12 protein-coding genes are annotated in these 12,327 nt (G+C 65.4%); 5 read left to right on the top strand and 7 right to left on the bottom strand.

Annotated features, from left to right (window positions below):
• From UNPF46_RS37480 to UNPF46_RS13985, 4 genes are read left to right on the top strand one after another with little or no spacing between them, the layout of a single operon-like run.
• Positions 1-177: a hypothetical protein gene (locus tag UNPF46_RS37480; RefSeq protein WP_181769924.1), complete on the top strand. Its 177-nt coding sequence runs from the start codon at positions 1-3 to the stop codon at positions 175-177.
• Positions 174-740 carry a cupredoxin domain-containing protein gene (locus UNPF46_RS13975; RefSeq protein WP_142250393.1) on the top strand — a complete coding sequence of 189 codons (567 nt, stop codon included), beginning with the start codon at positions 174-176 and terminating at the stop codon, positions 738-740. Before UNPF46_RS37480 ends, UNPF46_RS13975 begins: the two co-directional genes overlap by 4 nt.
• A complete protein-coding gene (locus UNPF46_RS13980) occupies positions 727-2,349 on the top strand; it encodes a b(o/a)3-type cytochrome-c oxidase subunit 1 (protein ID WP_142250394.1) in 1,623 nt (540 codons plus the stop codon). Before UNPF46_RS13975 ends, UNPF46_RS13980 begins: the two co-directional genes overlap by 14 nt.
• Complete coding sequence (locus UNPF46_RS13985; RefSeq protein ID WP_181769925.1) at positions 2,349-3,164, top strand: c-type cytochrome; 816 nt, start codon at positions 2,349-2,351, stop codon at positions 3,162-3,164. The genes UNPF46_RS13980 and UNPF46_RS13985 overlap by 1 nt, the downstream gene beginning before the upstream one ends.
• 153 nt (positions 3,165-3,317) lie before the next feature.
• Here the strand turns inward: UNPF46_RS13985 and UNPF46_RS13990 are convergent, their stop codons facing one another.
• Together UNPF46_RS13990 and lipA are read right to left on the bottom strand one after the other, a co-directional pair.
• Positions 3,318-3,788, bottom strand: a complete 471-nt coding sequence (locus UNPF46_RS13990; protein ID WP_100177466.1) for a type II toxin-antitoxin system RatA family toxin — start codon at positions 3,786-3,788, stop codon at positions 3,318-3,320.
• A gap of 6 nt (positions 3,789-3,794) precedes the next feature.
• On the bottom strand, positions 3,795-4,751 hold the full coding sequence (gene lipA, locus UNPF46_RS13995) for a lipoyl synthase (protein ID WP_100177467.1): 957 nt from the start codon (positions 4,749-4,751) through the stop codon (positions 3,795-3,797).
• Between the two features lie 130 nt (positions 4,752-4,881).
• Here lipA and UNPF46_RS14000 point away from each other — a divergent pair, with 130 nt between their 5' ends.
• The gene (locus UNPF46_RS14000) at positions 4,882-5,484 is read left to right on the top strand and encodes a DNA-3-methyladenine glycosylase (protein ID WP_142250396.1); all 603 of its coding nucleotides are present in this window, start codon (positions 4,882-4,884) and stop codon (positions 5,482-5,484) included.
• Positions 5,485-5,573: 89 nt separating this feature from the next.
• On the opposite strand, the gene UNPF46_RS14005 is transcribed toward UNPF46_RS14000, so the two are convergent.
• From UNPF46_RS14005 to UNPF46_RS14025, 5 genes are all read right to left on the bottom strand, one after another.
• Positions 5,574-8,450: a valine--tRNA ligase gene (locus tag UNPF46_RS14005; protein WP_142250397.1), complete on the bottom strand. Its 2,877-nt coding sequence runs from the start codon at positions 8,448-8,450 to the stop codon at positions 5,574-5,576.
• Positions 8,451-8,574: 124 nt separating this feature from the next.
• Positions 8,575-9,348, bottom strand: coding sequence for a PopZ family protein (locus UNPF46_RS14010; protein ID WP_181769926.1), 774 nt, complete (start codon positions 9,346-9,348; stop codon positions 8,575-8,577).
• A 304-nt stretch (positions 9,349-9,652) separates the two neighbouring features.
• Positions 9,653-11,038 (bottom strand): TolC family outer membrane protein, encoded by a 1,386-nt coding sequence (locus tag UNPF46_RS14015; RefSeq protein ID WP_142250399.1) that lies wholly within the window; start codon positions 11,036-11,038, stop codon positions 9,653-9,655.
• 206 nt (positions 11,039-11,244) lie between these two features.
• Positions 11,245-11,907, bottom strand: coding sequence for a protein-L-isoaspartate O-methyltransferase family protein (locus UNPF46_RS14020; protein WP_142250400.1), 663 nt, complete (start codon positions 11,905-11,907; stop codon positions 11,245-11,247).
• 136 nt (positions 11,908-12,043) lie between these two features.
• On the bottom strand, positions 12,044-12,223 hold the full coding sequence (locus UNPF46_RS14025; RefSeq protein WP_100177473.1) for a hypothetical protein: 180 nt from the start codon (positions 12,221-12,223) through the stop codon (positions 12,044-12,046).
• Positions 12,224-12,327: the final 104 nt, after the last annotated feature.

Genomic DNA, 12,327 nt, shown 5'->3' on the forward strand with positions numbered 1-12,327 from the left:
ATGTTCAACTCCGATCCGCCGACCAGCCCAGCCGCCGCCGACCAGGCCGTCGAGGAGGTCGTCGCGCAGGGCCCGTCCGGCGCGATCGTGCTCGCCGGCATCGCCACCGCCTGCGTGGTCGCGATGTGGTTCGCCTTCTATCTGTTCGTGTTCCTGCCGCGCGGATCGCTGCAATGAGCGCGGAGGAAACGCATCACGCCAGCGCCGAGGTCGCGGCCCGGGTCGAGCGGCGCTGGGCTACCATCGCCGTGATCATCGTCGTGATGATGGCGGGGCTCGCGGCCTTCGCCGGCATCCATCGCGCGACCATGCCGCAGCCGCGCGTCGAGACCATCGACCCGTCGCGCATTCATCTCTCGGGCGAGTTCGTCGAGAGCAATCTCGGCAGCGTGCTCGAGGCCAACGGCACCGTCACCGTGCGCGCAATCGGCCAGCAATATTCCTTTACACCGGCCTGCATCCTGGTGCCCGCGGACACGCCGATCACGCTGCGGGCCACCAGCGCCGACGTCGTGCATGGCATCCTGATCCAGGCCACCAACGTCAACACCATGCTGGTGCCCGGCTACATCTCCGAGCAGCTGATGCGCTTTACGAAAACGGGCGACTATCTGATGCCTTGCCAGGAGTTCTGCTCCTTCGGTCACGAGGGCATGTGGGGCAAGGTCAAGGTGATCGACAAGACCGAGTTTGCAAACCGCGCGAAGGGCGGCGGGAGGCTGAGCTGTGTTGGTCAATAGGAAGCTCATCCTCGCCCATTTCTGGCTGGCCTTCGCCGTGTTCGGCGTCGCGCTGACGCTCGGCGCCTGGCAGATGTTCATCCGCAGTCCGATCGGCACCTGGCTGTCCAATCCCGAGCTCTATTACCGCTCCCTGACCGCGCACGGCACGGTGATGGGCTACGTGTTCCCGACGCTGGTCGCGATGGGTTTTGGCTATGCCATCAGCGAATCCGCGCTGCAGCAACGCCTGGTCGGCGTGCGCTGGGCCTGGGCCGGATTCTGGCTGATCGTCGCGGGCAGCATCATGGCGGTGATCCCGATCGCGCTCGGCCGCGCCTCGGTGCTCTACACGTTTTACCCGCCGCTGATCGGCAACGTCTTCTACTATCTCGGCGTCGTGCTGGTCGTGGTCGGCTCGTGGATCTGGGTCGCGCTGATGTCGGTGAACTTGCGCGTCTGGCGCAAGGCCAATCCCGGGGCGCCGGTGCCGCTGGCGATGTTCGCCAATGTCGCGGGCTCCTATTTGTGGGCCTGGACCGCGGTCGGTGCCGCGCTCGAGCTGCTGCTCCAGATCATCCCGGTCGCCGCAGGCCTGAAAAACACCATCGATGCGGGCCTCGCCCGGGTGTTCTTCTCGTGGACGCTGCACGCCATCGTCTATTTCTGGCTGATGCCGACCTACATCGCCTATTACACCATCGTGCCGCGCGCGATCGGCGGCCGGATCTATTCCGACAGCATGGCGCGGATTTCCTTCATCCTGTTCCTGGTGGTGGCGATGCCGATCGGCATGCACCACACCTTTGCCGATCCGCAAGTAGGGGCCGGCTTCAAGTTCATCCATTCGGCCTTCACGGCGCTGGTGGCGCTGCCGACGCTGCTGACCGTGTTCACGATCTGCGCCTCGGTCGAGATCGCGGCGCGCCTGCGCGGCGGCCGCGGCATGTTCGGCTGGATCAGGGCCCTGCCCTGGGACAATCCGATGATGCTGGCGCTGGCGTTCTCGTTCGTCATGCTCGGCTTCGGCGGCGCCGGCGGCCTCATCAACATGAGCTACCAGCTCGATGCCTCCATCCACAACACGCAGTGGATCACCGGCCATTTCCACCTGATCTTCGGCGGCGCCATCGTGATCATGTATTTCGCGATCGCCTACGATCTGTGGCCGCACCTGACGGGACGCGAGCTGATCGATGTCAGGCTGATCCGCACCCAGCTCTGGCTGTGGTTCGTCGGCATGATCGTCACCACCTTCCCGTGGCACTGGGTCGGCATCTTGGGCATGCCGCGCCGCATGGCCTATTTCGATTTCGGCGATCCCGCCATCGCGCCGCAGGCGCTCTCCGTCATCCTGTCTGCGATCGGCGGCTTCATCCTGCTGGCGTCGGGCATCATGTTCATTGTCATCCTGGCGCGTGGCATGCGCGCACCTCAAATTGACGCCGGGCCCTATCGCTTCGCGCTGGCCGTGCATCAGCCGAAGACGGTGCCCGTCGCGCTCAACACCCATGCGCTGTGGGTGGCGCTGATGATCGGCCTCACGCTGACCAATTACGGCTATCCGATCCTGAACCTGGCGCTGAGCTCGGGCACCTCGGTGCCGGCCGTCTATGTGGGAGCGCAGTGATGAGCACGCGCGACCTGTTCACCCTCCGCAACACTCATTTCAGGACTGGCGTCGGCATCACCGCCGCGATCCTGATCGTGACGGCGATTGCCGGCTTCATCGTGCTGCCCTTCGCGCAGCCCTGGGTTCAGTTCGCCAATGTCTGGGACGCGATCTGCTCTGCCGCCGGCGTGACGCAGCGCGCGCCTGATGTCACGGCGCCCCAACAGGCAAAGCGCTTGTCCGAGGTCGTGCTGACCTCGAACACGCTGTCGCGCCCGAGCCAGGAGGCGATCGGCCGCGGCGCCACGCTGGCGCAGCGCTGCGCGATCTGCCACGGCCCGACCGGCGTCAGCCGCGCGGACTCGCCCAATCTCGCCGGTCAGTATGCCGCCGTGATCTACAAGCAGCTTCACGATTTCCGCTCGGGCGCGCGCAGCAATGCCGTGATGTCGCCGTTCGCGGTCAACCTGACCGACCAGGAGATCGCCGATCTCTCCAACTATTACGCCTACCTGCCGCGGCTGCCCGCCTATCACCCGACGCCACGACTGCCGAAACCCAACATCGTCATCTACGGCGCGCCGATGCGCGGCATCGCGCCCTGCGGCGCCTGCCATGGCAGCCTCGACAACAAGACCGGCAGCCCGTGGCTGGAAGGACAGTCGGAAGCCTACATGAAGGCGCAGCTCCAGGCCTTCGCGACCAGTGAGCGCCGCAACGACATCAGCCAGCAGATGCGCAACATCGCGCGCGCGATGACGGCGCAGGAGATCGAGGCGGCCGCGGCGTATTACGCCTCGCAGCCTCCGGACGTGGTGAAGGCGGTGGATTGAGGAAGGTCCCGTGCCCCGGACGAAGCGCAGCGCTGCTTCAGCGGTGCGCTGCAGAGCCGGGGCCCATCTCTCCGAGACGCTCGTGCGGCGTGGGTCCCGGCTCTGCGCAGCAACGCGAAGGGCGTTGCAGCGCGTCCGGGACACGAGAGTTACCTACGTCTGCGCCAGCTTCGGCCGGCCGTAGATCACATCCGCCCGCTTCTCGAACGCGGCCGAGAACCGCGCGAATGCGGCATCGAACATCGAGCCCATCAGCATCGCCAGCATGCGGCTCTTGAATTCATAGGCGAGGAAGAAACCGACGTCGCAGACGCCCTCACCTTTGGGCTCGAACGTCCAGCGGTTTTCGAGGTTGCTGAACGGGCCTTGCAGATATTCGACCAAGATCTTCAGATTGGCGCGGTCGAGCGTCACGCGGCTGGTGAAGGATTCCCTGACCAGCTTGAACGACACCGTCATGTCGGCGACCAGCACCTCGGTTCCGTCGGGCTTCGCCATCCGCTGCCGCACCTTGAGCGCGCTGCAGAGCGGCACGAATTCCGGGTAGCGCTCGACGTCGGCGACCAGATCGAACATCTCGGAGGCGCTGTGATTGACACGGCGCTTGCTCGAAAATTTGGGCATGGCGATTCAGCGGGCGCTAGCTGCCCGCGCGGCCTTCAGTCTCGCAAAATCCTCGCCGGCATGATGCGACGAGCGGGTCAACGGGCTCGCCGACACCATCAGGAAGCCCTTGGTGTAGGCAATCTTCTCGTAGGACGAAAACTCGTCCGGCGGCACGTAGCGCATCACCGCGTGGTGCTTGCGGGTCGGCTGCAGATATTGCCCGATGGTCAGGAAATCGACGTCGGCGGAGCGCAGATCGTCCATCACCTGCTGCACCTCGTGGCGCTCCTCGCCGAGGCCGACCATGATGCCGGACTTGGTGAAGATGGTGGGATCGAGCTCCTTGACCCGCTGCAGCAGCCGGATCGAGTGGAAGTAGCGCGCGCCGGGCCGCACTGTCAGATAGCGCGACGGCACGGTCTCGAGATTGTGGTTGAACACGTCGGGCTTGGCGGCAACGACGACCTCGAGCGCCCCCTCCTTGCGCAGGAAGTCCGGCGTCAGGATCTCGATCGTGGTCGAGGGACACGCGGCCCGGATGGCGCGGATGGTCTTTGCAAAATGCTCGGCGCCGCCGTCGGTGAGATCGTCGCGGTCGACCGAGGTGATGACGACGTGGGCAAGGCCGAGCTTGGCTACGGCCTCGGCGACATTCGCAGGCTCGGCCGCATCCAGCGCGTTGGGCAGGCCGGTCTTGACGTTGCAGAAGGCGCAGGCCCGGGTGCAGGTGTCACCCATGATCATGAAGGTGGCGTGCTTCTTGTCCCAGCACTCGCCGATATTCGGACAGCCCGCCTCCTCGCACACCGTATGCAGGCCGTTCGACCGCACGATGTTGCGGGTGTCGGCATAGCCGCGGGTGTTGGGCGCGCGCACGCGAATCCAGTCCGGCTTCGGCGGCGAAGCGGAGTCAGGGCGATTCACCTTTTCGGGGTGGCGCGGGCGCAGCGGGTTCGAGATGGTATCGACAATAACGACCATGGTCCGTCCGGTCTGTTCAGGTCCTACCTAGTCGGTCTGGCCCGGCATCGCAACCCGGCTCGCACGGCTTCAGGGAACATGGCAGATATGGGCAATATCCTGCTCTGTTCTCAGGCGATTCTCACCTCGAATGGCTCCAGTCTCGAAACCTTCCACACCCCGGCTTGGCAAGGCCCTGAAGCGTGGCTTTTTCGCGCGCGACGTCCGCGAGGTCGCCCACGACCTGATCGGGGCGACCCTGCTGGTCGACGGCGTCGGCGGGATCATCGTGGAGGTCGAGGCCTATCATCATACCGAGCCGGCGGCGCACTCCTACAACGGTCCGACGCCGCGGAACCAGGTGATGTTCGGCCCGCCCGGCTATGCCTATGTCTACCGCTCCTACGGCATCCACTGGTGCGTGAACTTCGTCTGCGAGGAGGCAGGCTCGGCCAGCGCCGTACTGATCCGCGCGCTGGAACCGACCCATGGCCTGGCCACGATGCGCCGCCGCCGTCATCTCCAGGATCTGCACGCGCTGTGCTCGGGTCCGGGCAAGTTGACCGAGGCGCTCGGCATCACCATCGCGCACAACACCCTGCCGCTCGACCGGCCGCCGTTCGCACTGCATGCGCGGACCGGGGACGTCGAGGTCGCAACCGGCATCCGGATCGGCATCACCAAGGCCGTCGAGCTGCCCTGGCGCTATGGCGTCAGGGGCTCGAAGTTTTTGAGCAAGCCGTTTCCGAAATGACTGTCACTCCGGGGCGATGCGCAGCATCGAACCCGGAATCTCGAGATTCCGGGTTCGGCTCTCTGAGCCGCCCCGGAATGACACCGAGGCTAGGACGCCTGCTTCAGACGCTCCAGTGCCTCCAGCAGCTTGGCCTTGCGCGCGAGCGCGGCCTCGCGCTTCTCGCGCTCCTCCTCGACGACCTCTTCCGCCGCGTTGGCGACGAATTTCTCGTTCGCCAGCTTCGATTCGGCGCGCTTGATGTCGGCATCGGCCTTGCCGATTTCCTTGTCGAGACGCGACCGCTCGGCGGCGACGTCGATCACGCCCTTGAGCGGCAGTGCGGCCACCTCGCCGCGCACCAGCAACTGCACCGCGCCGTCGGGCGCGCTGTCGGCGAAGGAGATGTCGGACAGGCGGGCCATGCGCTTGATGACGTCGGTCCAGCGCGGCGCGCGCTCGCGGGTCTCGGCCGAGGCGCCCGCAAGCACCAGCGCCGTGAGCGTCGCCGGCGGGATGTTCATCTCGGCGCGCACCGAGCGGATCTGCGTGACGAGGTCGATCACCCAGCCGATCTCGGCCTCCGCCTTGGGATCGCTGAAGTCCGCGTGGTCGAAGATCGGCATGACCAGCATCGGAGACACCAGCGGATCGGTCGGCCCGGCCGCCGCGGCGAGCATCGCCAGCTGTTCCGGCGTCGGCTCGGCCGGCTTCAGCGGCCACGGAGCCAGCGCAAGGAGCCCGTCGCGCTTGGCTGTCACCTCCCAAAGCTCTTCGGTGATGAAGGGCATGAAGGGGTGCAGCAGCTTGAGGATCTCGTCGCGCGCCCAGGCGACCATGGCGCGGGTCTCGTCCTTGGCCGGGCTGTCCGGGCCGAGCAGCACGGGCTTGGCGAGCTCGACATACCAGTCGCAATAGACGTTCCAGACGAAGCGGTAGATGCTGCCCGCCGCATCGTTGAAGCGATAGGCCTCGATCGCCTCGGTCACCTCGCGCGTGGTGTGCGCACATTCATGCGCGATCCAGCGGTTCAGCGTTCCCGTCGCCTTCGCCGGCTCGAAACCGTCGGGCACGGCGCAGTTGTTCATCTCGGCGAAGCGGGAGGCGTTCCAGAGCTTGGTCGCGAAATTGCGGTAGCCCTCGACGCGGCTGGTGGCGAGCTTGATGTCGCGGCCCTGCGCGGCCATCGCGGCCAGCGTGAAGCGCAGCGCGTCCGCGCCATATTCGTCGATCAGGTTGAGCGGATCGATGACGTTGCCCTTCGACTTCGACATCTTGGCGCCCTTCTCGTCGCGGACGAGGGCGTGGATGTAGACGGTCGAGAACGGCACCTCCTTCATGAAGTGCAGGCCCATCATCATCATGCGGGCGACCCAGAAGAAGATGATGTCGAAGCCGGTCACCAGCGCGTTGGTCGGATAATAGCGCTGCACCTCCGGCGTGTCGTCGGGCCAGCCGAGCGTCGAGAATGGCCACAGCGCCGAGGAGAACCAGGTGTCGAGCACGTCCTCGTCGCGCGTGATGAAGCCTTCGCGCTTGTTGCGGTCGAGCGCCATCTCGCGGCCCTGCTCGGCCGTGATGACCTCCTGCTCGACGTAATAGCCGAGCGCGTGGCTGATCGCCTCCTCCTCGGTCTCGGCGACGAACGCCTTGCCGTCCGGCCCGTACCAGGCCGGGATCTGGTGGCCCCACCACAGCTGGCGCGAGATGCACCAGGGCTGGATGTTCTCCATCCAGTCGAAATAGGTCTTTTCCCAGTTTTTCGGCACGAACGACGTCTCGCCCGAACGCACCGCCGCGATCGCTGGTTTTGCCAGCGTCTTGGCGTCGACGTACCATTGGTCGGTCAGGTAGGGCTCGATCACCGTACCGGAGCGGTCGCCATGCGGCACCATGTGGGTGTGCGGCTCGATCCGCTCGACGAAGCCGAACGATTCCAGCCGCTCGACGATGCGCTTGCGCGCGACAAAGCGGTCGACCTTGTGGAATTCCTCGGCGAATTGCGCGGCGCCCTCAGGCAGGTCGCGCAGATAGTCCTCGTTGTCGACGAGATCGAGACAACCTTCCCTGTCGATCACGCTGATGCGGGCGAGGCCGTGGCGGTTGCCGACCTCGAAATCGTTGAAGTCGTGCGCCGGCGTCACCTTCACCGCGCCCGATCCCTTCTCAGGATCGGAATAGTCGTCGGCGACGATTTTGATCTTGCGGCCGACCAGCGGCAGGATCACGTTTTTGCCGACGAGCTTCTGATAGCGCTCGTCCTCCGGATGCACGGCAACGCCGGTATCGCCGAGCATGGTCTCGGGGCGCGTGGTGGCGACGACGATGAAGCTCGAGGGATCCTCGGGGCTGAAAATCTTGCCCTCGATCGGATAGCGCAGATACCAGAGGTGACCCTTCACCTCGGTCTGTTGCACCTCGAGATCGGAGATCGCGGTGAGCAGCTTGGTGTCCCAGTTCACCAGCCGCTTGTCCTTGTAGATCAGCCCATCGCGATGCAGCTCGACGAACACCTTGACGACGGCCTTCGACAGGCCCTCGTCCATGGTGAAGCGCTCGCGCGACCAGTCGCAGGAGGCGCCGAGGCGCTTGAGCTGGTTGATGATGGTGTCGCCGCTCTCGGCCTTCCACTGCCAGACCCGCTCCAGGAATTTCTCACGGCCCATCTCGCGGCGGCCGGGCTGCTGGCGTTCCATCAGCTGCCGCTCGACCACCATCTGGGTGGCGATGCCGGCATGGTCGGTGCCGGGCTGCCACAGCACGTCGCGGCCGCGCATGCGCTCGAACCGGCACAGGATGTCCTGGAGCGTGTTGTTGAGGGCGTGCCCCATATGCAGCGAGCCCGTCACGTTCGGCGGCGGGATCACGATGGTAAAGGGCACGGCGTCGCGGCGGTCGGGACGGCCGGCCTTGAAGGCAAGGCTGTCCTCCCACACCACGGACATGCGGGCTTCGATATCGGCGGGCTGGTAATTTTTCTCGATCATGGGCGCTAGAAAGCCGCGTGTGCGGGTCAAGTCAACGGGAAGCTCAGCGGCAACGGCTTTCCGGCCCGGTCCGCAGGCCGAATATGCCGCAGGAGCAGGGCTTTATCGGGGCCGCAGGGGCGGGTCAGCGGCCGCCGCGCGAAACCCGCTCGATTTCGGCCTTCACGATGCGCTCCACCATGGCCGGCAAATTGTCGTCGAGCCAGGATTTCAGCATCGGACGCAGCATCTCCTTGACCAGATCCTCCAGCGTCCGAGCGTTGCTGCTGAGCACCGTATGGGCCAGGGAGTTGAACGCGGATTCGACGGCCGAGACCGTCGATTGCGCCAGCATCGGCTGCTGCGGCGGCAGCGGCGGGGCATCGAAATCGACCGGCGCGTAAGACGGTGGCGGCGTCGGACGCGGCGGCGGGGCTTCGGCGAATTCGAGATCGTCGCGCGGCTCGACCTTGCGGAAGCTCGGCGGCGGCGGAGGCGGCGTGGGATCCATCGCCATGTCGTCGGTCAATTCGAGCACGTCGGGTTCAGGCTCCGGCTCGGGCTCGGGCTCAGGCGCGCGGACCTCGGGCGCAGGCGTGGCCGCATCGAGCCCCGCCAGCAGCGCGTCGATGTCGTCCTGGCTGTTCGGCGATGCATCCGCCGCAGGTGCGGGCGGCGGAGCCGGCTTGGCGGCCGGGGCCGGCGCGGGCTTCTCGGCGGCCGGCTTGGCCGGTGCGACCTTGGATGGCGGAATATCGGTCATCGCCTGCGGCTTTGGTGGCGCGGCGGGGGCTGCAGCTTTCTCGGGCTTGGCGGCTTCGGCCGGCGGCGGCTTGGCCTCATCGTCGGCAATGATGCGCCGGATCGAGGCCAGAATCTCCTCCATCGAGGGTTCTGTGACCTTTGCAGGCTGCGTCATCTCCGACTCCACATCATCAACGCCCTCGCATGCGTTGTTTTACACCAAGCAGGGCGGGATTGGCCGGTTCCGCAACGAGTGGCCCGACATTTTCGTCGCGGCAGCCCGACTTGTCCCCAGATCACGGCTCAACGTGCGGCGGTGCGCCCCTGCCCCCGGCACTCAAGCTTTACGCACACGGCATCAATGCGAGGCGAATCGACTCGCATCATCTTGGCAAGGCTATGTCAGGGATTTTGACGATTGCAAGCAAAGCACCGGTCGGCCTCGGCTATTCGCGAGGCCAACCGGGTACCTACGGGAATCAGCGCCCGTCGGGCGTGCGCACGCCGATCCAGCTGTCGCGGACCTGATGGTAGTGAACGCTGGGATCGTAAACCGTGGTCGCAAGGCCGAGCACCTGCGGCGCCAGACGGCCGACCGCGGCGAGAACGTTGTAGGATGCGACGACGCGGTCGTGCTGTGCGGTCACCAGCGCAACGCGCGCATTGACCAGCGCCTGTTGCGCATTGAGCACGTCGAGCGTGGTGCGCTGACCGGCCTTGGCCTCCTCACGCACGCCGTTCAGCGCGATCTCGGATGCCGTCACCTGTGCCTGCGCCGACTGCACCTGCGCCTTGCCGGCCTGCAACGAACCCCAGAACTGCACGACGTTCGCCCGAACCTGATCGCGGATCTTTTCGAGGTTGAGGCGCTGCTGCGCGAGGTTTTCCTTGGACTGGCGGATCAGTGAATATTCTGCGCCGCCTTGGAAGATCGGCACGGAGGCAGTCGCTATGGCGGACGCGGTGTTTGTCCGGAAGACACTAAAGGTCTGCTGGTAGGCCGTGCTGACGGTCGCCTGGACCGAGACCGTCGGCAGCAGCGCGCCCTCGGCGACCTTGACCTGCAGGAAATTGACATCGACGCCGTACATCGTGGACGTGACGTCGGGATGCTCGACCAAGCCGAGCTCGACTGCCGCGGCGAGCGTCGCGGGAAGGAATCGGTCGACCGGCGAGCCTGGAGCGAGGTTCGACGGCTCGTTGCCGATGACGCGACGGAAGGCGGCACGGGTCGTGTTGAGATTCGCTTCGGCAGTCAGGGCCTGAGTCTTGCCGGCAGCCAGCTGCGCTTCCGATTGCGCAACGTCAGTGCGCGTCACTTCGCCGACATTGAAGCGGTCGCGGGTCTGCTTCAGCGTTTGCTCCAGCACCCGCACGTTACTGCGCTGGACTTCGAGGGTTGCCGCGTCGCGCAGGTAGTCCATGTAGGTCGTGGCGGCACTCAGCAGGACGCTCTGATCCAGGCTGCGCAGCGCTTCGCGCGAGCCAGATACCTGGCTCTCCGCCGTCCGTGTCCTGTTGGCGGTCTGATTGCCGTTGTAGAGCGTCTGGTTGACGGTCAGGCTGGCGCTGTTGGGCTGAAGGTCAGTCGTGACAATCGCACCCTTCTGCTGCGTTTGGATATCCTGATAACTATTGCCGCTGGTGACGGTCAGATTGACCTTGGGGCGATAACCCGACAAGGCCTGAGGCACGTTCTCGTCGGTCGATCGCACCTGGGCACGCTGTGCGTTGAGTTGCGGATTGTTCTGATAGGCGCGCACCAGTGCCGCCTCGATCGTGTCCGCCAAGGCAGGCGTCGGCCCGGCAAGCGCGAGCAGCAGGACCGAAACCGCAGCTCCGGTGAAGAGCTTCACCCCATGCATCCCAAAAATTCCGTTCATTCTAACGCCCAACTCGTGCCCGCGAGTTGGGTTACCGTCTACCGAGTGGAGTCGTTGCCCCGCCGCAACATAGGATGCGGATTGGCGCGACGGAACTACCTCAGCGTAGTTCTCGGTGGAAACTCTTCACGTGCAGCATCCCGGCCACACTTCTGATTCAGAACGGGATTTTAACGGGAATTGGGCCATCAGAAGACGAAGGCGGCCGCTCGTTCGAGCCCGGGAAGGACCGGGGCTGCGGCATCGAACAAGGTTCGATGGCCGAACTCACCGTGGGTACGGGTCATGATCATGGCCCGCGGCGGCTTGGATTCGGCTGAGACCCCCACCAGACGCCCGCCCTCTTTCAGCTGCTCGAGCAACGCCTCCGGCTTCACCTCGGCAGCGCCATTGAGGATGATCACGTCATAGGGAGCGCCGGCAGGATCGCCCTCGGTGCAGGCAGCAGCCTTGCAGGTGACGTTGGCAAGCCCCAGGGACGCGAAGGCATCCCTGGCCTTCGCGACCAGAGCCGAATCGCATTCCGTTGCGGTGACCTGGCGCGCCAGCCTGGCTGCCAGCGCGGCGAGGTATCCCGTGGCGCAGCCGACCACCAGCACGTTGTCGCCCTCGCCGATTTCGGCGGCCTGCAACAGCTTGCCGGTCAGTTGCGGCTTGATCAGGAAGCGCTTGGCGGTGCCCTCGCTCACGTCGAGGTCGAGGTCCAGATAAGCCAGCGCCTGCCTGCCGGCCGGCACGAAGGCCTCGCGCGGAACCGTGAGCATGGCATCGAGAACACGACGGTCGGTGACGTCATTGGTGCGCACCTGGCCATCGACCATTTTGAGGCGCGCGGTCGAGAAACCGGACATTTGCGGACCCTGCAATGCGGACGAAGCCGCGGACGAAATTCGCGGCATCTTTGGAGCATGCACGGCCAAAACGCAACACGGCCGTTCGCCTGCGGGCTAAGGCTTCCGCATCTTACCGCTTCAGGGACCGGAAGGATTATTCGATCGCCACCGCGAGGCGGCCGATCAGAGCGGCGACCTCATCCAGCCTTGCCGAATCGGGCGTCTCGACCGCACGGGCCAGACAGGCGAGGCATTCGTCGTCGCTCAGTGCGGGAACGTCAGCCGGGAGAATCGAAGGGGCCATGTGCGAACGGTCGACCTGGATGTCTCGCATGGGAATCAGCTCCGTAAAGATCCGGCAACCCCAAGCCTCGATTTCAATTGAGTCGATTTGGCGCCGCCCTCATGGCCCGACGGCGCCCGTGCACACATCCTCTT

Source organism: Bradyrhizobium sp. UNPF46 (assembly GCF_006658625.1).
Taxonomy (GTDB): Bacteria; Pseudomonadota; Alphaproteobacteria; order Rhizobiales; family Xanthobacteraceae; genus Bradyrhizobium; species Bradyrhizobium nitroreducens.